Here is a 19,465-nt window from a genome sequence, read left to right on the forward strand (position 1 = left end):
GTCGCCACGCTAGAGCTGGCGGGGGCACTGGTACCGGGCCAATCGCCGGGAAGTGGCCGCCGTGGGGCCGTAGGGTCGAAGGTGATCGCGAAGCTGGGGTACGGGGCGGAGCCCGGCCGGGGCCGGGGCCAGGCGGGGAGCCGGGGGCAAGGCAGAGGGAGGCAGGACCACGAGCCGGGCGGGGCCCGGGCAGAGGCAGGACCACGAGCCGGACCAGGAACCTGAGGAGAGGGGCGGCTCCGGGCCGGGGCAGAAGCCGGACCACGGGCCGGGGCGAGGGCCAATGCGGGAGCGGAAGCGAGGGCCGGCAGATAGGGGCGCGAGAGCTGACGAACCAGCGGGGAGGGGACGACGCGGGGCGCCGGAGCCGATGCGGGCGCGGGAGCGGATGCGGGCGCGGGAACCGAAGCGGGCGCGGGAACCGAAGCGGGCGCCGGAGCCGATGCGGGCGCCGGAGCCGATGCGGGCGCCGGAGCCGATGCGGGCGCCGGAGCCGATGCGGGCGCCGGAGCCGATGCGGGCGCCGGAGCCGATGCGGGCGCCGGAGCCGATGCGGGCGCCGGAGCGGATGCGGATGCGGATGCGGATGCGGGACCAGCTACGGAAGCAGGGGCGGATGCGGGAGCAGGTGCGTGGCCGAGTGCCTGAGGGACACGTGGAGTCGGTGTGGGGGGCTGGGCCGGTGCAGAGGCAAGAGGGGACGCAGGAGCAGGTGTACGCGGGGGCGGGGGCGCACGACGGGGCGTCGGGGCAGGTGTGCGCGGGGGCGAAGGCGCGGGGGCGAGGGGTTGTGGGGTGGGTCGTCGGGGGGGTTGTTGCCGTGGCGGCGCTCGTGGGGTGTGAGGCGGCGCCGCCGCCACCGCGGGCGCCGGGGCCGACCGCCGTGGCCGCCGTCCCCTCGGGGCCGATGGCCGCGACGCCCGGGGCCGGGCGGCCGCGGGAGTCGGGCGTGGCCTGTCCGCCGGGCGGAGTGGTCCTGCGCGAGGGGCAGGGGGACGCGGCGATGGGGCTGCGGGTGGCCGAGGTCCAGCTGCTCAACTGCGGGACCGAGCCGTACGTGCTGGAGGGCTACCCCGACGTGAAGGTCCTGGACAAGGCGAAGGCGCCGGTGCGGGTGGACATCGGGCACGGGTCGAACAACGTCGCGTCAGGCACCGGTCTCGACGCGCAGCCCGAGCGGATCGTCCTCCAGCCGGGGCAGCACGCGTCCTTCTCCCTGTTGTGGCGCAACCTCGTCACCGATGCGACCGTGCCCGCCACGGAGGGCCGGCACCTGGAGGTCCGGCCCCGGCCGGGCGCGCCCCTCCTGACCCTGGCGCTCACCCGTCCGCTCGACCTGGGGAACACCGGCAGGCTGGGGCTCGGCCCCTGGACGGCGGCGGCACGGTGATCGTCTGGCTCAACGGCCCGTTCGGCGGGGGCAAGACGCAGACCGCGTACGAACTGCACCGACGGCTGCCGGGCAGTGTCGTGTGCGATCCCGAGCACGTGGGATTCGGGCTGCACCGGATGCTGCCGCCCGCGCTGCGCGGTGACTTCCAGGACCTCGCAGCCTGGCGGCAGGGGGTGTTCGAGGTGCTGGACCTGGCGGCGTCCCGGCATCCGGGGCCGGTCCTGGTGCCCATGACGGTTGTCGACCCCGGCTACTTCGCCGAGACCGTGGGACGGCTACGGGACCGGGGGCACGAGGTACGGCATTTCGCGCTGCTCGCGGAGCGCGAGACCGTACTGGACCGGCTGCGCGAGCGCGGACCGGTCCGCGGGCTGAAGCGGGAGAGCTTCGCGGTGGGCCGGCTGGACGACTGCCTGGCGGCGCTGCGCGCGCCGGCGTTCGCGCAGCACGTGCCCACGGACCGGCTGTCCGTCCGGCAGGTCGCGGACCACGTCGCGGACGCGGCGGGCCTGCCGCTGCTGCCGGCCTCGGACGGGCCGCTGCGCGGCCGGCTCCGGCGCGCCCTGGTCGGCGTACGGCACATCCGCTTCGACTGAGGGGGCGGAGAGCGGCGCCGGCGACACCAGCGACACCGGTGACACCGGCAGTACAGGCGCCGGGCCTCGCGGAAATGCCGCGGCCGGGGCAGGGGAACCCCTGCCCCGGCCGCGGGGCGGATCATCGGACCGGTGTCCTCGGACCCCGTGTCGTCAGGACGTGGCCGTCCGGGGCCCGCAGCAAAGGCGGGACCGGGCGGTCAGCTGGTGGCGGTCGGCGGCTGGGGCTGCTGGTCGTCGCCCGTCTCGCCGTCCCAGAGGAGCTCGCCGCCGGCCGTGCGCAGCTCCAGGTGGCTGTTGCGCTCGAAGGTCATCCGGGCGCCGGGCTTGCCCCAGGTCGCGGTGTTCCACAGGGCGCCGCCCTTGCCCTCGCCGCCGCCCTTCTTGTAGATGACGAAGTTGCCGTCGGCCTGCATGCGGGCGTAGGCGCCGGGGCTGTAGGTGTTGGTGTAGCCCCGCATGTAGACGTCCTCGCTGAACTTCTCGAAGACGCCGAAGTACCCGCGCGCGTCCATCACCAGGGCGGTCTGGTCCGCGTCCATCCAGGTGCCGCTGTCGAGGTTCTCCCCGGCGGACAGCGTGTTGTCGCCCACGCGCCAGGTGCGGCTGGACCAGGCGGGCGAGTTGTCCTGGCGGTAGAGGACGACGTTGCCGTCCTCCTGGATGGTCAGGCGGGAGTTCGGGTTGCCCCAGGTGGCGGAGTTCCACAGGGCGCCGCCCTTGCCCTCGCCGCCGTCCTTCTTGTAGACGACGAAGTTGCCGTCCGCCTGGAACTGGGCGTAGGCGCCGTCGTTGCCGAAGGTGCCCGTGGCCCACAGGTCCGCGCCGGACATGTGGCCGATCACGAGGTTGCCGTCCTCCTGCATCAGCAGGAAGGCGTTCTCGCTGACGATGAACTCGCCAGGCAGCAGCTTCTGGCCCGGCTGCAGCGTGTCGCCCGCCTCGGCGGTCGTGGCGGTCGTGGCGGTGGTGGCGGCGGCGCTCTCGGCGAGCGCGCGGGCGTCGGCCTTGCCGGCGGTCCGCTGCTGCGTGGCGGCGGCCTTGGCCTTGGACGCGGCCATGGCCTTGGCCTTGGCCTTGGCCTTCGGCGACGCCGCCTTCTGGGGCGCAGTCGCGTTGTGCTTGAACGTTCCGGCACCGTCCGCGGCCTGGGCCGCCGGCGCGGCGAGGACGCCCGCCGCCACGGCGGAGGCGATGAGCGCGCCGGTCCAGGCGGCGCGCTTGCGCATGACAGTCATGGTGTGACCCCCCACGTGTTGAGGCTGACCGGGTCCCGATCAGCGACGTGTAGTGTGCACACGTTTTCGGCCGCGTGCAAAGGGCTTCCGGCCACCCCCGGTCCGGACAGCACGAAGCCCCTGGTCGGAGGCGAGGGTCCCACTCCGACCAGGGGCTTACGGTCAGCCGGTCAGCGGCCGGGCGGTCAGCGTTCAGCCGGTCAGCGGCCGGCCGCGGCCCGCCGGGCCGCCGGTGTCACTGGGTCTCCCAGTCCTTCAGGACCGAACCGTTGGCCGAGACGAGGCGGAGGCTTCCGTCACGCCCGAAGTCCAGGTGCGCACCCGGGTTGTTGTAGGTGCCGGTGTACCAGAGGGCGCCGCCCTTGCCCTCGCCGCCGTCCTTCTTGTAGATGACGAGGTTGCCGTCGGCCTGCATGCGCATGTAGGCACCGGGGCTGTACGTGGTGCTGGCCTTGCCGTAGCCGATCCGGGTGTCGATGACGAACCAGAAGCCCTTGGCGTCCATGACGAGGACGTGGTTGTCGCCCTGCATCCAGGTGCCGCTGTCCAGGTTCTCGCCGGAGGACAGGGTGTTGTCGCCCACGCGCCAGGTGCGGCTGGACCAGGCGGCCGAGTTGTTCTCGCGGTAGAGGACGAGGTTGCCGTCCTCCTGGAGGTCGAGGCGGCTGTTGGCATTGCCCCAGGTGGCGGAGTGCCACAGGGCGCCGCCCTTGCCCTCGCCGCCGTCCTTGCTGTAGACGACGAAGTTGCCGTCGGCCTGGAGCACGGCGTAGGCGCCCGGGTTGCCGTACGTGCCGGTGGCCCACAGGTCGGCGCCGGCGTTGTGGATCAGGACGAGGTTGCCGTCGTCCTGCATCTTCAGGTAGGCGTTGGCACCCCCGATGGACTGGCCGGGCAGCAGCTTCTCCCCCGGCTTGAGGCCGGGGGCGACCGTGTCGGCGGTCAGGGAACGGGCGCCGGGCTCGGCCGGAGCCTTCGGCAGCGACTGGGGCTGGGCCTGGGCGGCGGCCTTCCGCTCCACCGGTGCCGTACCGGCCCCGGCGGCCTGGGCCGCCGGAGCGACGAGGACACCGACGGCCACGGCGGCGGTGACGGCCGCACCGGTCCAGGCGGCACGCTTGCGCTGAACGGTCATGTAGCAAATCCCCCCACGAAACAGACGATCGAACAGTCGGCTGATCATCTCGGCCGACCGGGGGACAGTCTGCTCATACCGTTGATCCGGTTGCAAAGTGAATTGCCGCAGTCCGGTACGGGGCACGTTCCGCGCCGGCCACCGCCCAGTACGGAGCACCGCCCAGTCCGGGTCAGCGGCCGGTACGAGTCAACGGCCGGTACGGGTCACCGCCCGAGCCGGGCCACGCGTCAGCGGCCCGTCCCGCTGCGCCACAGCGCGACGTCCAGGTCCTTCTGGTAGACGACGAGGTCGCCGTTGCGCTCGAACACCAGGCGGGCGCCGGGGTTGTTCCAGGTGCCGGTGGACCACAGGGCTCCGCCCTTGCCCTCGCCGCCGTCCTTCTTGTAGACGACGAAGTTGCCGTCCGCCTGCATGCGCGCGTACGCGCCCGGGCCCCAGGTGTTGCTGGAGCCGCGCACCGCGTGGGTGTCGCGGTCGCGGATGGTGAGGTTGCCGCCCTGCTCCATCACGAGCATGGCGTTCTCGCTCCAGGTCCAGTTGCCCGTACCCAGTTGCTCGCCGCCGGCCAGCAGCGGCTGCACCATCCAGGTGGCGGTGTTCCAGACGGCCGGGCCGTCGGCGCGGTAGAGGACGAGGTTGCCGTCGCTCTGCAGGTCCAGGCGCGCGCCCGGGTTGCCGTACGAGCCGGAGGCCCACAGCACGGCGCCGGCACTGCTGTGGACGACGAGGTTGCCGTCCTCCTGGAGCGTCACGGTCGCGCCCGGGTTGCCGTACGTGCCGGTGGACCACAGCACGCCGCCGGCCGCGAGCTCCAGCACGAGGTTCCCGTCGGGCTGCATGATCAGTACGGCGTTCTTGCTGCGCAGCACCTCGCCGGTGCCCGGCAGCGCGTGCGCGGCAGGAGCCGACAGGACGGCGGCCCCCACCGCCAGTGCCAGCAGCGTCCCCACGGTCGTCGCGCGCTTGTTGTTCACAGTCACTCGAACCCCCCGGATCCTACGGATCCATAGAAGAACTTCCCGCTCATGCGGGGCGGCGCTCAGTCTGCCCACAGTAGGTGCGCACCCGCAAAAGCATCCGATCAGGTTCGGTCAGATGCGATCGTGGGGAGGGGCCGTCAGGTGCGATCGTCGGGTGCAGTTAGGCCGCGGTCAGGGGGACCGGCGGATCAGGAGCAGGGCGCGGTCGTCGTTGACGTCCTTGGCGACGCGTTCGATCAGGTGCCAGGCCGCGCCCTCCCAGCCCGCCGTCACGTAGCGCTCGGCCTCGCCGCTGAGGCGGTCGATGCCCTCGCTGATGTCGCGGTCCGCCGACTCCACCAGGCCGTCCGTGAAGAGCATCAGGACGTCGCCGGGGCGGAGGTTGCCGCGGGCCGGCTCGAAGACCGCGCCGTCGTAGACGCCGAGCAGCGGGCCCTCGCCGGACCTCTCCTGCCAGCGGCCGGTGCCCGCGCAGAGCTGGAGGGCGGGGAGGTGGCCGGCGGAGAGGAGTTCGTAGTCGCCGGTGTGGAGGTCCAGCACCAGGTGGACGGAGGTGGCGAAGCCCTCGTCCCAGTCCTGGCGCAGCAGGTAGCCGTTGGCCGCCGGCAGGAAGTCGTGCGGCGGCAGGGAGCCGAGCAGGCCGCCGAACGCGCCGGAGAGCAGCAGGGCGCGGGAGCCGGCGTCCATGCCCTTGCCGGAGACGTCGGTGAGGACGACCTCCAGGGTGCGGCCGGCCGGACCGGTGCGGGCGGCGACCACGAAGTCGCCGGAGAAGGACTGTCCGCCCGCCGGGCGCAGGGCCATCTCGCGGTGCCAGCCGGTCGGCAGGCCCGGCAGCTTGCTCTGCACCCGGATGCGTTCGCGCAGGTCGAAGAGCATGGTGCCGCCGCGCCGCCAGGGCACCCCGACCCGGCTGCGGAACTGCGCGATGACCAGCCCGAAGAACCCGCAGGCGGCCACCACCAGCACGGTGCCCGGGGTGACCCGGGCGGGCCCCTGGGTGTACGGCCCGAGCACCAGGGCCTCGACGATCAGGGCGGCCGCGGAGGCCGCGTAGAGCGCGAGCAGGCTGGCGGGACGCAGCAGCAGGCCCCCGGCGACGATGGGCAGGACGAGGGCCGAGGGCGAGAACCAGACCGGCAGCATCAGCGTGCCGAAGGTGATGGCCGGGACCGTCAGCAGCAGGCCGGCGAAGGCCAGCCAGTCGGAGGCGTCGCCGCGGAAGTAGTCCACGCCGGATTTACGCAGGGCGGTGCGGACCCGGTGCGAGCTCTTGCGCATCCGGGCCGTCCAGGTCTCGATCCGTGCTCCGGCCATTGCTTCGGGACCCTATCGATCCTGGCTGTGCGTGCGCAGGGGTACCCCTGCACGGGCCCGTCCGCGACTGTCGAAATCCGATCGACCCGTTGGTGGCGTCCTGATAGGGATGGCCTCATGGCGAATGAGATGCGCGTATTGCGGCCCGATGAGTGGGATGTCTGGTACGGCCATCTGGAACTGGCGTTCGGCGGAGTGACCGAATCCCCGGAGGAGCGGACGCTGTACCGCTCGCTGACGGAGGTGGAGCGTTCGCTGGGCGTCTGGGACGGTCCGACGTGCGTGGGCTCGGCCGGCGCGTTCAGCTTCCGGGTCGCCGTGCCCGGCGGGGCGCTGGTGCCGGCCGCGGGCGTGACCATGGTCGGCGTGGCCCCGACGCACCGCCGCCGCGGGATGCTGACCTCGCTGATGCGGCGTCAACTGGACGACGTACGCGAGGGTGGCGAGCCGCTCGCCGTGCTGACGGCCTCCGAGCCGGAGATCTACGGGCGCTTCGGCTACGGCACCGGCACGTACCAGCTGTCGCTGGAGATCGACACCACCCGGGTGCGGCTGGCCGTCCCGCCGGGGACGGACGAGGTACGCCTGCGCCTGGCGGACCCGGAGCAGTCCCTGGCCGGCTGCGAGAAGGTCTACGCCGAGCTGGTGCCGGCCCGTCCCGGCATGCTGGCGCGCCTGCCGGGCTGGGAGCAGCTGGGCGTGCTGGACCCGGAGGCCGACCGCGACGGCCGCTCGCCGCTGAAGTGCGTGCTGGCGGAGGGGCCGGACGGCGAGCTGCGCGGGTACGCGCGCTACCGGGTCCGGCCGGACTGGGAGCCCGCGGGCGCCGCGGGCATCGTGGAGGTCCAGGACCTGGAGGCGCTGGATCCGGCGGCGTACGCGGCGCTGTGGCGGTACGTCTTCGACCTCGACCTGGTGTGGACCGTGCGGGCCCGCAACCGGCCGGCCGACGATCCGGTGCTGCACATGCTGTCCGACGTGCGGCGCGCGAAGGCGCTCACCCGGGACGCGCTGCACGTGCGGCTGGTGGACCTGCCGGCGGCGCTGCGGGCGCGGACCTACGGCTCGCCGGTGGACGTGGTGCTCGACGTCACGGATCCGTTCTGCCCGTGGAACGAGGGTCGCTGGCGGCTGTCGGCGGACGCCGCGGGCGCGGTGGAGTGCGAGCGGACCGAGGAGCCGGCGGACCTGGCCGTGTCCGTGCGCGCCCTGGGGGCCGCCTACCTGGGCGGGACCACGCTCCGCTCGCTGGCCGGGGCCGGCCTGGTGAGCGAGCTCGGGCGCCGGCCGGGGGCGCTGGGCGAGGCGTCGCGGGCCTTCCAGGGCGAGGTCGCGCCCTGGCTGCCGCACGGCTTCTAGAGCCTTCTGGAGCGATTCGGCGCGCCCGGCGCCGTCAGCGGGCCCGGCGCCGCCAGCGCGCCCGGCCCCGTCAGCGGGTCTGGCAGGCCGGGCACCAGAAGAGGTTGCGGGCGGCGAGGTCGGCGGTGCGGATCTCGCCCTCGCAGATGTGGCAGGCCATGTTCGCCCGGCGGTAGACGTACACCTCGCCGCCGTGGTCGTCCACGCGCGGGGGCCGGCCCATCGCCTCGGGGGTGTGCTCCGGGCGGACGGTGTCGATCCGGTTCAGCCGCACGCCCTCGCGCATCAGTTCCGCCAGGTCCTGCCACATCGCGTCCCACTCGGCGCGGGTGACGTCCTTGCCGAGCCGGTACGGGTCGATGCCGTGCCGGAAGAGGACCTCGGCGCGGTAGACGTTGCCGACGCCCGCGACGACCTTCTGGTCCATGAGCAGCGCGGCGATGGTGGTGCGGGAGCGGGAGATCCGCCGCCAGGCCAGGTCCGGGTCGTCGGCGGGGCGCAGCGGGTCCGGGCCGAGCCGGTCGTGTATCGCCTGCTTCTCGGCTCCGGTGATCAGCGCGCAGGTGGTCGGGCCGCGCAGGTCGGCGTACTGGTCGTCGTTGGCGATCCGCAGCCGGACGGTGTCCGTGGCCGGCGGGGCCGGGGCCGGGCCGAAGGCGTACTTGCCGAAGAGGCCGAGGTGGATGTGGATCCAGCCGGTGCCCTCGAAGCCCAGGAAGAGGTGCTTGCCGTGGGCGTCGACCCCGTCGAGGACGCGTCCGTCGAGGAGGGCCGCACTGTCGGCGAAGCGGCCCTGCGGGCTGCTCACCCGCACGCCCCAGCCGCCGAAGCGGTCGAGGTGGTCCGCGGCGAGGCGGTGGATCGTATGCCCTTCGGGCACGGCTGCTCTCCTGACGGGACGGATCGGCGGAACAGACAAGCACACCGGGAACACCGCACGGCCCCGGGAAATGCCCGTGCCGCCTGCCCCTGGCGGGACCGGCGGCACGGGCGAGGGGTCCTCCGGGGGGCCTACTGGTCCTGCGGGTGGTGGGCCGGGATCGGGGGGAGCTCGCGCGTCTGCTCGTAGGCGCTGAGCATCTCGATGCGGCGGGTGTGGCGCTCCTCGTTCGAGTACGGGGTCGCCAGGAAGGCCTCGATGAAGCTGGTGGCCTCCTCCTGGGTGTGCATGCGGCCGCCGACGGAGATCACGTTGGCGTTGTTGTGCTCCCGGCCGAGCTTGGCGGTCTCCACGCTCCAGGCCAGGATCGCGCGCACGCCCTGGACCTTGTTGGCGGCGATCTGCTCGCCGTTGCCGGAGCCGCCGATCACGATGCCGAGGCTGTCCGGGTCCGCGGCGGTCTTCTCCGCGGCGCGCAGGCAGAACGGCGGGTAGTCGTCGACGGCGTCGTAGATGTGGGGCCCGCAGTCGACGGGCTCGTGGCCGTTGTTCTTGAGCCAGTCCACGAGGTGGTTCTTGAGCTCAAAGCCGGCGTGGTCGGATCCGAGGTAGACGCGCATGCCACGAGTGTGGCACGGGAGGCCCGGACCGGGCTCGGCCGGGGGCACCCCCGACCGGAGGTCGCGGGAGCGTGGCGTACGTCACTCCCGAAGCTCAAGTAATCCCAAACTACCCAGATGGGGCGGGGTGTCGCCTTCGGGACCAAGGGCCCGGACCTTCGCCCTTCGGCAACGATCCGGATTCGGGTCTTCCGTCCACCGTTCATCCGGGTTTTACTTCCGGGGCTCGCAATCCGAGAACCTAAGGATCCGTCCATGAGCTCCACGACGACCCTTCAGAAGGCAGGCGGACCGGCCGGCGAACCCGGCACCCCTGAGTCTTCCGACGGTCTGAAGGCCGGTCTCAAGAACCGCCACCTTTCCATGATCGCCATCGGCGGCGTCATCGGCGCCGGCCTGTTCGTCGGCTCCGGCGGCGGTATCGCCAAGGCCGGCCCCGCCATCCTGATCTCGTACGCCCTCGTCGGCGCGATGGTCGTCTTCGTGATGCGCATGCTCGGCGAGATGGCCGCCGCGAGCCCGAACTCGGGCTCCTTCTCGGCCTACGCCGACCGCGCGCTGGGCCGCTGGGCCGGCTTCTCCATCGGCTGGCTCTACTGGTTCTTCTGGGTCGTCGTGCTCGCCGTGGAGGCCACCGCCGGTGCCGCCATCCTGGAGGGCTGGATCCCGGCCGTCCCGCAGTGGGCCTGGGCCCTGATCGTGATGGCGGTCCTGACCGCCACCAACCTCGGCTCGGTCGCCTCCTACGGTGAGTTCGAGTTCTGGTTCGCGGGCATCAAGGTGGTGGCCATCGCCGCCTTCGTGATCATCGGCATGCTGGCCGTCTTCGGCGTGCTGCCCGGCTCGGACAACCCGGGCGCCGGCTTCGCGCACCTGACCGACGCCGGCGGCTTCTTCCCGAACGGGTACGGCGCCGTCCTCACCGGCGTCCTGATGGTCGTCTTCTCCTTCATGGGCAGCGAGATCGTCACCCTGGCGGCCGGCGAGTCGGAGAACCCGCGCAAGGCGGTCACCCAGGCCACCAACTCCGTCATCTGGCGGATCGGCGTCTTCTACCTCGGCTCGATCTTCGTGGTGCTGACCCTGCTCCCGTGGAACGACAAGTCGATCACCGACAAGGGCTCGTACGTCGCCGCCCTGGACTCGATCGGCATCGCGCACGCCGGCACGATCATGGAGGTCATCGTCCTGACCGCCGTGCTGTCCTGCCTGAACTCGGGTCTCTACACCGCCTCCCGCATGGCCTTCTCGCTCGGTGAGCGCGGCGACGCCCCGAAGGCGTTCGCCAAGGTCAACTCCCGGGGCGTTCCGGTCGCCGCGATCCTGGGCTCCACGGTCTTCGGCTTCGTCGCCGTCTACTTCAACTACGCGTTCAAGGACACGGTCTTCACCTTCCTCCTGAACTCCTCGGGTGCCATCGCCCTCTTCGTCTGGCTGGTGATCTGCTTCACCCAGTTGAAGATGCGCGGGATCCTGGTCCGCGAGGCCCCGGAGAAGCTGACGGTCAAGATGTGGCTGTTCCCGTGGCTGACCTGGGCGACCGCCGGCCTGATCATGTTCGTGATCGGCTACATGTTCGTCGACGAGGCCAACCGCGAGGTCGTCACCCTCTCGACCGTGGTCGCCGCGATCGTCGTGGTCGTCGGCGTGGTCCTCGACTTCCGCCGCAAGCGCTCGCTGCAGGGCTGAGCCCGCAGCACCCGAGCAACGCAAAGGGCCCGGCCCGCCTCGTGTCGTCACGAGGCGGGCCGGGCCCTTTCACGTACCGCGGGCTGCGTACTGCGGGCTGCGTCCTGCGGGCTCCGAACTGCGGGCTGCGGCTCAGCCCCGGCGGCCCGCCAGCTTCCAGGCGGCGGGCAGCGCGCCCATCGCGAGGGCGGCCTTCAGCGCGTCGCCGATCAGGAACGGGGTGAGGCCGGCGGCGACGGCCGCGTCCAGCGACATGCCGGTGGCGGCCATCAGGTACGGCACGCCGACGGCGTAGATGATCGCGGAGCCCAGCACCATGGTGGCGGCCGTACGGGCGACCGAGCGGTCGGCGCCGCGGCGGGCCAGGGCGCCGACGACCGTGGCCGCCAGCAGCATGCCCAGCACGTAGCCGAAGGAGGCGCCGCCCGCGCCGGAGGTGCCGCCCGCGAACCAGGGCGTCCCGGCCGCGCCGGCCATCGCGTACAAGGCCAGGGCCAGGAAGCCGCGGCGGGCGCCGAGCGCGGTGCCGACGAGCAGGGCGGCGAAGGTCTGGCCGGTGACCGGGACCGGCGAGCCGGGGACCGGCACGGACAGCTGCGCGGCGAGGCCGGTCAGCGCGGCGCCGCCGACGACGAGCGCGATGTCGCGGGCGCGGCTCGCGGGGAGCAGGTCGGCCAGGACGGTGCCGGGCCGGAAGACGGCGGCGGAGGCGGAGGCGGTGCTCATCGGGGCTCCCGTGGGATGAGGGGTCGGGCGGATCACCGTGACGTTAGTCCGGCCGGTACGCCCTGCCCACCGTCGGCCGAACACAAAGCAGCGCTCCGCGTCTTGGTGGGGACCGGACAAAGATCGCCGCGCGGGCCCGGGGCGGAAGGTCCGAAGTGATGCGTATCACGCGGCCTTTTGGTTGCCGTGCATCCGTTTTGCGCGGCTGCTCACCACTCGGGGACACTGTGGGGATGTCACAAGCACCCCTGCGGGAACTCGCCGAGGAACCCCTCGGCCACGGTCTCAAGCAGCGCCACCTGACCATGCTGGGGCTGGGCGGCGTCATCGGCGCCGGCCTCTTCGTCGGCTCCGGCGCCGGCATCTCCCTGGCCGGGCCGGGGATCGTCCTGTCCTATCTCCTCGCGGGCACGCTCGCGATGCTGGTCATGCGGATGCTGGGCGAGATGTCCGCCGCGATGCCCGCCTCCGGCTCCTTCTCCGTGCACGCGGAGCGGGCGATGGGGCGGTGGGCCGGGTTCTCGGTGGGCTGGCTGTACTGGTTCCTGCTGGTCGTCGTGCTCGCCGTGGAGGCCACCGGCGCGGCGAAGATCGCGAACGGCTGGGTGCCGGGGATCCCGCAGTGGGGCTGGGTGCTGATCTTCATGCTGGTCTTCACCGCCAGCAACCTGGCCGCCGTACGGAACTTCGGCGAGTTCGAGTTCTGGTTCGCCGCCCTCAAGGTCGGCGCGATCGTGCTCTTCCTGCTGCTGTCCACGCTGGCGATCTTCGGACTGCTTCCCGACACTGACCCGGTCGGCCTGACGAACCTGACCGGCCAGGGCGGCTTCCTGCCCAACGGCTGGTCCGGGGTGGTCTCCGGCGTGCTCGCCGTGGTCTTCGCCTTCGGCGGCCTGGAGGTCGTCACCATCGCCGCCGCCGAGTCGGACGACCCGGCGCGCTCGGTGGCGCGGGCGGTGCGCAGCGCCGTGTGGCGCATCCTCTTCTTCTACATCGGCTCGATGCTGGTGATCGTCACGCTGCTGCCGTGGACCGCGATGAAGCCCGGCGAGAGCCCGTACGTCGCCGTGCTCGACTCCATCGGCATCCCCGGGGCCGGCCAGATCATGAACATCGTGGTGTTCGTGGCGCTGCTGTCGGCGCTCAACGCCAACCTGTACGGCTCCTCGCGGATGGTCTTCTCGCTCGCCGAGCGCGGCGAGGCCCCGCGGGCGCTGCTGACGGTGTCCGGGGGCGGGGTGCCGCGCCGGGCGGTGTTCGCGTCGGTGGCGTTCGGCTTCGTCTCGGTCGTGCTGAACCTGCTGTGGCCCAAGACGATCTTCCTCTACATGCTCAACGCGGTCGGCGCGGTCCTGCTGTTCGTATGGGCCCTGATCGCCGTCTCGCAGCTGCTGCTGCGCCGCCGCATCGAGCGGGAGACGCCCGAGCGGCTGACGCTGAAGATGTGGGCGTTCCCGTACCTGACGTGGGCGGCCCTGGCCGGCATGGCGGCGGTGCTGATGCTGATGCTCACCGACGACGAGGCGCGGCCGCAGCTGCTGTGGTCCACCGGCGCCGCGGCGGCGGTGCTCGTGGTGGCGGGCATCCGCGAGCTGCGCGCCCGCCGCGCCGCGCAGGCGGGTCCGGCCGGCCCCTGACCTCCCCGGCGCGGGGCCCATCCCCACGCCGCCCCCGAAGGCCTCCGGTCCGCACGGACCGGGGCCTTCGGCGTACGGGCATGATCACGTCGCGTGATCCGGGCGTCCGGATACCGGACGCGATCGTCCCGGTGATCGGACGGCGATCAGACTGGGGCAGTCACCCCATCCGACCGCACACCGGACAGGCATGCCCACATGAGCCAGACCACCGCCACGCCGCCCGAACCCCGCACCCCGGCCGGCCCGCCCCCGGCCGCCGCCGGCTCGCCGCTGTCCAACGGGCTCAAGCAGCGCCACCTGTCGATGATCGCCCTCGGCGGGGTCATCGGCGCCGGCCTGTTCGTGGGCTCCGGCGCCGGCATCGCGGCCGCCGGCCCGTCGATCGTGCTGGCGTACGCGGCGTCCGGGCTGCTGGTGATGTTCGTGATGCGGATGCTCGGCGAGATGTCCGCCGCGAACCCGGCCTCCGGCTCCTTCTCCGTGCACGCCGAGCGGGCGATCGGCCCGTGGGCCGGCTTCACCGTGGGCTGGATGTTCTGGACCCTGCTGTGCGTGGGCGTGGCGATCGAGGCGATCGGCGCCGCGGGCATCATGACCGGCTGGTTCCCCGGCTCCCCGGAGTGGATGTGGGTGCTGGTCTTCATGACCGTCTTCTGCGGCTCCAACCTGGCCGCCGTACGGAACTTCGGCGAGTTCGAGTTCTGGTTCGCCGCCCTCAAGGTCGGTGCGATCGGCCTCTTCCTGACCCTGGGCACCCTCGCCGTCCTGGGCCTGCTGCCCGGCACCGACTCCCCGGGCGCCGCCAACCTGCTGCACGACGGCGGTTTCCTGCCGCACGGCGTCGAGGGCCTGCTGGTGGGCCTGCTCGCCTCCGTCGTCGCGTACGGCGGGCTGGAGACGGTGACCATCGCGGCCGCCGAGTCCGACGACCCGGTCCGCGGCGTGGCCCGGGCGGTGCGCACCACGATGTGGCGGATCGCGATCGTCTACGTCGGCTCGATGCTGGTCATCGTCACCCTCGTGCCGTGGGACTCCGAGGGCGCGGCCAAGGCCCCGTACGCCGCCGCGCTGGACCAGCTGGGCATCCCGGGCGCCGGCCAGCTGATGAACGTCGTCGTCCTGGTCGCCCTGCTGTCCGCGATGAACGCCAACGTCTACGGCGCCTCGCGCATGGCCCATTCGCTGGTCGCCCGCGGCCAGGGCCCCCGGGCGCTGGGCACGGTGTCCGGCGGGGTGCCGCGCCGGGCGGTGCTGGCCTCCTCCGGCTTCGGCTTCGTGACGGTGCTGCTGTCGTACTGGTACCCCGACACCCTGTTCGCCTGGCTGCTGAACATGGTCGGCGGGGTGATCCTCGTCGTCTGGGGCTTCATCGCCGTCTCGCAGTTCGTGCTGCGCCGCCGCCTGGAGCGGACCGCGCCCGAGAAGCTGGTCGTGCGGATGTGGGGCTTCCCGTACCTGACCTGGGTGGCGCTCGCGGGGGTCGCCGGGGTGCTGGTCCTGATGGCCCGGGACACCGACACGCGCCTGCAGGTGGTCTTCACCGGCGGACTGACCCTCGCCCTGGCCGCCGCCGGTCGCCTGGTCCAGCGACGGGCCGCCGCCCGGTCCTGATCCGTTCGCCCGGACCGCAGGTGGGCCCCGTGCGACGGCACGGGGCCCACCTGCGTTTTCACGGAGGCGCCCCTGAGGTGACCCTTATGCGTGAGCCGGAAAAGATACTGCTAGCGTGCAGTTGCGCATTAATTGCAATAGCAGTTGGCACGCTGAGGGGACCGGACTACACGCATGGCCATCTACACGCTTCCCGAGCTTCCGTACGAGTACTCGGCTCTGGAGCCGGTGATCAACCCGCAGATCATCGAGCTGCACCACGACAAGCACCACGCGGCCTACGTCAAGGGCGCCAACGACACGCTGGAGCAGCTGGCGGAGGCACGGGACAAGGAGAACTGGGCCGCCCTGAACGGCCTGGAGAAGAACCTCGCCTTCCACCTCTCGGGCCACATCCTGCACAGCATCTACTGGCACAACATGGCCAGCCCGAAGACCGGCGAGGGCGGCGGCGAGCCGACCGCGGCCGACGGCCTGGGCGAGCTCGCCGACGCGATCACCGAGTCCTTCGGCTCCTTCGCGAAGTTCAAGAAGCAGCTGACCTTCGCCTCCTCCGCCACGCAGGGCTCCGGCTGGGGCGTCCTCGCGTACGAGCCGGTCAGCGGCCGCCTGATCGTCGAGCAGGTCTACGACCACCAGGGCAACGTCGGCCAGGCCTCGGTGCCGGTCCTGGTCTTCGACGCCTGGGAGCACGCCTTCTACCTGCAGTACAAGAACCAGAAGGTGGACTTCATCGAGGCGATGTGGAACGTCGTCAACTGGCAGGACGTGGCGAAGCGCTACGCCGACGCCAAGGCCCGCACCCCGCTGCTGATCCCGGTCCAGGGCTGATCAGCACGCACAGGCCGTCCGCCTCGTGATCGTCTTCTCACCCTTCACCGGCGGACGTATCGAGCAGGAAGCCCCCGCGATGACAGGGATCGCGGGGGCTTCCTGTCGTACCGGAGCCGACTAGTCGAAGGAGGGCGCCGCCGTGCGGGTGCGCTTGATCTCGTAGAAGCCGGGGGTGGAGGCGACCAGCAGGGTGCCGTCCCACAGCCGGGCCGCGGCCTCGCCGCGCGGGGTGGGGGTGACGACCGGGCCGAAGAACGCCACCTCGTCGCCGTCCGCGCCCGGCACCGAGATCACCGGGGTGCCGACCTCCTGGCCGACCCGGTCGATGCCGTCGGCGTGGGAGGCGCGCACGAGCGCGTCGTACTCGTCGGAGTCGGCGTGGTCGATCAGCTCGGCCGGCAGGCCCGCATCGGCCAGGGCGCCCGCGATCGCCTCGCGGCTCGGGCCCTCGCCGTTGTTGTGGAAGCGGGTGCCGAGCGCGGTGTAGAGCTTGCCGACGGCCTCGTCCCCGTGCTTCTCCCGGGCGGCTATGACCACCCGGACCGGCGCCCAGCCCTTGGGGCCGAGCAGCTCGCGGTAGCGCTCGGGCAGTTCGTCCAGCTTGTCCTCGTTCAGGACGGCGAGGCTCATCACGTGCCAGCGCACCTCGACGTCGCGGACCTTCTCGACCTCCAGCATCCAGCGCGAGGTCATCCAGGCCCAGGGGCACAGCGGGTCGAACCAGAAGTCGACCGGGGTCTTCTCGCGCACCTGGGTGTCGGTCATCGGGTCTCCTCGCAGCAAGGCTTCACGGGTCACATCCGTGAACAGCAACCTTCGGCGGACCTGCGGCATTCCCCCGTGGGAGGATGCGGCGAAAGGTCAGCGATCACGCACGAAGGAGTGCCGGTGCCCGGAGAGAACCTGTCCCGCGAGGAGGCCCGCGCGCGGGCCGAGCTGCTGTCCGTCGACGGGTACGAGGTGGCCCTCGACCTGAGGTCCGCGGTGGACGAGGCCGAGCCGGCCGAGGGACCGCGCACCTTCCGGTCGGTGACCACGGTCCGCTTCCGGTCCGCGGTCCCCGGCGCCGCCACGTTCGCCGACCTGATCGCCCCCTCGGTGAACTCCGTCACCCTCAACGGGCGCTCCCTCGACCCCGCCGAGGTCTTCGACGGCGCCCGCATCGCGCTGGCGGACCTGGCCTCCGAGAACGTCCTGGTGGTCGACGCGAACTGCGCCTACAGCCGGACCGGCGAGGGCATGCACCGCTTCGTCGACCCCGAGGACGACGAGGTCTACCTCTACACCCAGTACGAACCGGCCGACGCCCGCCGGGTCTACGCCAACTTCGAGCAGCCCGACCTCAAGGCCCCCTACCGCTTCGAGGTCACCGCGCCCGAGGGCTGGCAGGTGTGGAGCAACGGCGCGGAGGAGTCCCGCGAGGCAGGGGTGTGGCGGTTCGCCGAGACCGCGCCCATCTCGACGTACATCACCTGCGTGGTGGCCGGGCCGTACCACTACGTGACGGACACCTACACCCGCGGGGACCTGACGATCCCGCTCGGCGCGATGTGCCGCAAGGGGCTGGCCAAGCACTTCGACGCGGACGACGTCTTCCTGGTCACCAAGCAGGGCTTCGACTTCTTCCACGAGCACTTCGACTACCCGTACCCCTTCGGCAAGTACGACCAGGCGTTCGTGCCCGAGTACAACCTGGGCGCCATGGAGAACCCGGGCATGGTGACCTTCCGCGAGGAGTACATCTTCCGCGGGAAGGTGACGCGGGCGGCGTACGAGCGCCGCTGCAACACGATCCTGCACGAGATGGCACACATGTGGTTCGGCGACCTGGTCACCATGAAGTGGTGGGACGACCTGTGGCTGAAGGAGTCCTTCGCGGACTTCATGGGCTCCTTCTCCCAGGTCGAGGCCACCCGCTTCGACCAGGCGTGGGTCACCTTCGCCAACAGCCGCAAGGCGTGGGCGTACCGGGCCGACCAGCAGCCCTCGACGCACCCGGTCACGGCCGACATCCGCGACCTGGAGGACGCCAAGCTCAACTTCGACGGCATCACGTACGCCAAGGGCGCCTCGGTGCTCAAGCAGCTGGTGGCCTACGCCGGACGGGACGCCTTCCTGGAGGGCGCGCGCCGCTACTTCAAGGCCAACGCGTACGGCAACACCACGCTCGACGACCTGCTGTCGGTGCTCGGCGAGGTCTCCGGCAGGGACATGACCGAGTGGTCGCTGGCGTGGCTGCAGACGGCGGGCGTGAACACGCTGACGCCGCAGGTCGCCTACGACGCGGCGGGCCGGATCGCCGAGCTGGCCGTGGTCCAGGAGGGCGACACGCTGCGCCCGCACCGGGTGGCGGTCGGCCTGTACCGGCTGGACGCCGCCGGCGGGCTCGTCCGCTACGCGCGCACCGAGGCCGACGTCGCGGGCGAGCGTACGGTGATCGGCGAGCTGGCGGGCGCGGAGCGGCCGGACCTGGTCCTGGTCAACGACGACGACCTGACCTACTGCAAGATCCGCTTCGACGAGGGTTCGCTTGCCACCCTGCGCCGGCACCTGGGCGACGTGGCCGACCCGCTGGCGCGGGCGCTGTGCTGGTCGGCGCTGTGGAACCTGACGCGGGACGGGCTGCTGCCCACCCGGGACTTCCTCTCGCTGCTGCTGGCCTTCGCGGGCCGCGAGTCGGACGTCGGCGTGCTCCAGATGCTGCACGCGCAGGCGCTGGCCGCCGTCACGCACTACGCGGCGCCGGCCTGGCGGGAGCAGGGCGCGCGGGACCTGGCCGCGGGCGCGCTGCACGAGCTGCGGCTGGCCGAGCCGGGCTCGGAGCACCAGCTGACCTGGGCCCGGTTCTTCGCGGCGAGCGCCTCCTCGGAGGGCGACTTCCAGCTGCTGCTGGGCCTGCTGGAGGGCTCGGCGCGGATCGACGGGCTGGAGGTGGACCAGGAGCTGCGCTGGGACTTCCTGCTGCCGCTGGCCGCGCACGGCGTGGTGGACGAGCCCGTGCTGGCGGCCGAACTCTCCCGGGACGACACGGCGTCGGGCAAGCGGCACCAGGTGCGCTGCCTGGCGGCCCGGCCGTCGGCGGCGGTCAAGGAGCAGGCGTGGGCGGCGGTCGTGGAGTCCGACGCGCTGTCCAACGCGCTCGTCGAGGCGACGATCGCCGGCATGCAGCAGTCCTCGCAGCGCGCACTGATGGCGCCGTTCACGGAGCGTTACTTCGCGGTGATCGAGCGGGTCTGGGCGGAGCGCTCGATCCAGATCGGCATGGACGTCGTACGGGGCCTGTTCCCCGCCCTGCAGGACGACGAGGCGACGCTGGAGGCGACGGACGCCTGGCTCTCGGCCCACGAGGACGCGGCCCCTGCGCTGCGCCGACTGGTCCTGGAGGCCCGCGACGACCTGGCCCGGGCGCTGCGCGCGCAGGCCTGCGACGCGGCCGCGGGCTGA

General features: G+C 72.3%; 17 protein-coding genes. 8 read left to right on the forward strand and 9 right to left on the reverse strand.

Annotated features, from left to right (window positions below):
• Positions 1 to 9: 9 nt before the first annotated feature.
• Positions 10 to 1,038: a hypothetical protein gene (locus GPJ59_RS38815; RefSeq protein WP_219664581.1), complete on the reverse strand. Its 1,029-nt coding sequence runs from the start codon at positions 1,036 to 1,038 to the stop codon at positions 10 to 12.
• Here GPJ59_RS38815 and GPJ59_RS01990 point away from each other — a divergent pair.
• Positions 950 to 1,390: a DUF4232 domain-containing protein gene (locus GPJ59_RS01990; protein WP_308120078.1), complete on the forward strand. Its 441-nt coding sequence runs from the start codon at positions 950 to 952 to the stop codon at positions 1,388 to 1,390. The genes GPJ59_RS38815 and GPJ59_RS01990 overlap by 89 nt on opposite strands.
• The gene (locus GPJ59_RS01995; protein ID WP_219664584.1) at positions 1,387 to 1,989 is read left to right on the forward strand and encodes an AAA family ATPase; all 603 of its coding nucleotides are present in this window, start codon (positions 1,387 to 1,389) and stop codon (positions 1,987 to 1,989) included. The genes GPJ59_RS01990 and GPJ59_RS01995 overlap by 4 nt, the downstream gene beginning before the upstream one ends.
• A 200-nt stretch (positions 1,990 to 2,189) precedes the next feature.
• On the opposite strand, the gene GPJ59_RS02000 is transcribed toward GPJ59_RS01995, so the two are convergent.
• The 4 genes from GPJ59_RS02000 to GPJ59_RS02015 form a co-directional block, all read right to left on the reverse strand.
• The gene (locus GPJ59_RS02000; protein ID WP_219664585.1) at positions 2,190 to 3,218 is read right to left on the reverse strand and encodes a hypothetical protein; all 1,029 of its coding nucleotides are present in this window, start codon (positions 3,216 to 3,218) and stop codon (positions 2,190 to 2,192) included.
• A 244-nt stretch (positions 3,219 to 3,462) separates the two neighbouring features.
• The gene (locus tag GPJ59_RS02005) at positions 3,463 to 4,362 is read right to left on the reverse strand and encodes a hypothetical protein (RefSeq protein WP_219664586.1); all 900 of its coding nucleotides are present in this window, start codon (positions 4,360 to 4,362) and stop codon (positions 3,463 to 3,465) included.
• 230 nt (positions 4,363 to 4,592) lie between these two features.
• The gene (locus GPJ59_RS02010) at positions 4,593 to 5,345 is read right to left on the reverse strand and encodes a hypothetical protein (protein WP_219664587.1); all 753 of its coding nucleotides are present in this window, start codon (positions 5,343 to 5,345) and stop codon (positions 4,593 to 4,595) included.
• A 171-nt stretch (positions 5,346 to 5,516) separates the two neighbouring features.
• Complete coding sequence (locus GPJ59_RS02015) at positions 5,517 to 6,662, reverse strand: PP2C family protein-serine/threonine phosphatase (RefSeq protein ID WP_219664588.1); 1,146 nt, start codon at positions 6,660 to 6,662, stop codon at positions 5,517 to 5,519.
• 117 nt (positions 6,663 to 6,779) lie between these two features.
• Between GPJ59_RS02015 and GPJ59_RS02020 the strand changes: the two genes are divergently transcribed.
• Positions 6,780 to 8,021: a GNAT family N-acetyltransferase gene (locus GPJ59_RS02020; RefSeq protein ID WP_219664589.1), complete on the forward strand. Its 1,242-nt coding sequence runs from the start codon at positions 6,780 to 6,782 to the stop codon at positions 8,019 to 8,021.
• 70 nt (positions 8,022 to 8,091) lie between these two features.
• Here the strand turns inward: GPJ59_RS02020 and GPJ59_RS02025 are convergent, their stop codons facing one another.
• Positions 8,092 to 8,901, reverse strand: a complete 810-nt coding sequence (locus GPJ59_RS02025; protein ID WP_219664590.1) for an Fpg/Nei family DNA glycosylase — start codon at positions 8,899 to 8,901, stop codon at positions 8,092 to 8,094.
• 131 nt (positions 8,902 to 9,032) lie between these two features.
• Positions 9,033 to 9,521 (reverse strand): ribose-5-phosphate isomerase, encoded by a 489-nt coding sequence (locus GPJ59_RS02030; RefSeq protein WP_219664591.1) that lies wholly within the window; start codon positions 9,519 to 9,521, stop codon positions 9,033 to 9,035.
• A gap of 255 nt (positions 9,522 to 9,776) precedes the next feature.
• On the opposite strand from GPJ59_RS02030, the gene GPJ59_RS02035 reads away from it, so the two are divergent.
• Positions 9,777 to 11,210: an amino acid permease gene (locus GPJ59_RS02035; protein ID WP_219664592.1), complete on the forward strand. Its 1,434-nt coding sequence runs from the start codon at positions 9,777 to 9,779 to the stop codon at positions 11,208 to 11,210.
• A gap of 132 nt (positions 11,211 to 11,342) precedes the next feature.
• On the opposite strand, the gene GPJ59_RS02040 is transcribed toward GPJ59_RS02035, so the two are convergent.
• A complete protein-coding gene (locus GPJ59_RS02040; RefSeq protein ID WP_219664593.1) occupies positions 11,343 to 11,936 on the reverse strand; it encodes a biotin transporter BioY in 594 nt (197 codons plus the stop codon).
• A 233-nt stretch (positions 11,937 to 12,169) separates the two neighbouring features.
• On the opposite strand from GPJ59_RS02040, the gene GPJ59_RS02045 reads away from it, so the two are divergent.
• From GPJ59_RS02045 to GPJ59_RS02055, 3 genes are all read left to right on the forward strand, one after another.
• Entirely contained in the window at positions 12,170 to 13,573 is a 1,404-nt protein-coding gene (locus tag GPJ59_RS02045) for an amino acid permease (protein ID WP_219664594.1), read from the forward strand.
• A 198-nt stretch (positions 13,574 to 13,771) separates the two neighbouring features.
• The gene (locus GPJ59_RS02050) at positions 13,772 to 15,187 is read left to right on the forward strand and encodes an amino acid permease (RefSeq protein WP_219664595.1); all 1,416 of its coding nucleotides are present in this window, start codon (positions 13,772 to 13,774) and stop codon (positions 15,185 to 15,187) included.
• Positions 15,188 to 15,361: 174 nt separating this feature from the next.
• Positions 15,362 to 16,018, forward strand: a complete 657-nt coding sequence (locus GPJ59_RS02055) for a superoxide dismutase (protein WP_219664596.1) — start codon at positions 15,362 to 15,364, stop codon at positions 16,016 to 16,018.
• 120 nt (positions 16,019 to 16,138) lie between these two features.
• On the opposite strand, the gene GPJ59_RS02060 is transcribed toward GPJ59_RS02055, so the two are convergent.
• On the reverse strand, positions 16,139 to 16,786 hold the full coding sequence (locus GPJ59_RS02060) for a mycothiol-dependent nitroreductase Rv2466c family protein (RefSeq protein WP_219664597.1): 648 nt from the start codon (positions 16,784 to 16,786) through the stop codon (positions 16,139 to 16,141).
• 123 nt (positions 16,787 to 16,909) lie between these two features.
• On the opposite strand from GPJ59_RS02060, the gene pepN reads away from it, so the two are divergent.
• Positions 16,910 to 19,465 carry an aminopeptidase N gene (gene pepN, locus GPJ59_RS02065; RefSeq protein WP_219664598.1) on the forward strand — a complete coding sequence of 852 codons (2,556 nt, stop codon included), beginning with the start codon at positions 16,910 to 16,912 and terminating at the stop codon, positions 19,463 to 19,465.

It is taken from the genome of Streptomyces bambusae (assembly GCF_019400985.1).
GTDB lineage: Bacteria > Actinomycetota > Actinomycetes > Streptomycetales > Streptomycetaceae > Streptomyces > Streptomyces bambusae_A.

What these genes read in the sequence shown, in the direction of transcription:
- GPJ59_RS02045 (WP_219664594.1), top strand. Translation starts at nt 12,170, where the DNA reads ATGTCACAAGCACCCCTGCGGGAACTCGCCGAGGAACCCCTCGGCCAC.
- GPJ59_RS02030 (WP_219664591.1), bottom strand. Translation starts at nt 9,521, where the DNA reads ATGCGCGTCTACCTCGGATCCGACCACGCCGGCTTTGAGCTCAAGAAC.
- GPJ59_RS02050 (WP_219664595.1), top strand. Translation starts at nt 13,772, where the DNA reads ATGAGCCAGACCACCGCCACGCCGCCCGAACCCCGCACCCCGGCCGGC.
- GPJ59_RS02020 (WP_219664589.1), top strand. Translation starts at nt 6,780, where the DNA reads ATGGCGAATGAGATGCGCGTATTGCGGCCCGATGAGTGGGATGTCTGG.
- GPJ59_RS02015 (WP_219664588.1), bottom strand. Translation starts at nt 6,662, where the DNA reads ATGGCCGGAGCACGGATCGAGACCTGGACGGCCCGGATGCGCAAGAGC.
- GPJ59_RS02000 (WP_219664585.1), bottom strand. Translation starts at nt 3,218, where the DNA reads ATGCGCAAGCGCGCCGCCTGGACCGGCGCGCTCATCGCCTCCGCCGTG.
- GPJ59_RS02040 (WP_219664593.1), bottom strand. Translation starts at nt 11,936, where the DNA reads ATGAGCACCGCCTCCGCCTCCGCCGCCGTCTTCCGGCCCGGCACCGTC.
- GPJ59_RS02060 (WP_219664597.1), bottom strand. Translation starts at nt 16,786, where the DNA reads ATGACCGACACCCAGGTGCGCGAGAAGACCCCGGTCGACTTCTGGTTC.
- GPJ59_RS02055 (WP_219664596.1), top strand. Translation starts at nt 15,362, where the DNA reads ATGGCCATCTACACGCTTCCCGAGCTTCCGTACGAGTACTCGGCTCTG.
- GPJ59_RS02035 (WP_219664592.1), top strand. Translation starts at nt 9,777, where the DNA reads ATGAGCTCCACGACGACCCTTCAGAAGGCAGGCGGACCGGCCGGCGAA.
- GPJ59_RS02005 (WP_219664586.1), bottom strand. Translation starts at nt 4,362, where the DNA reads ATGACCGTTCAGCGCAAGCGTGCCGCCTGGACCGGTGCGGCCGTCACC.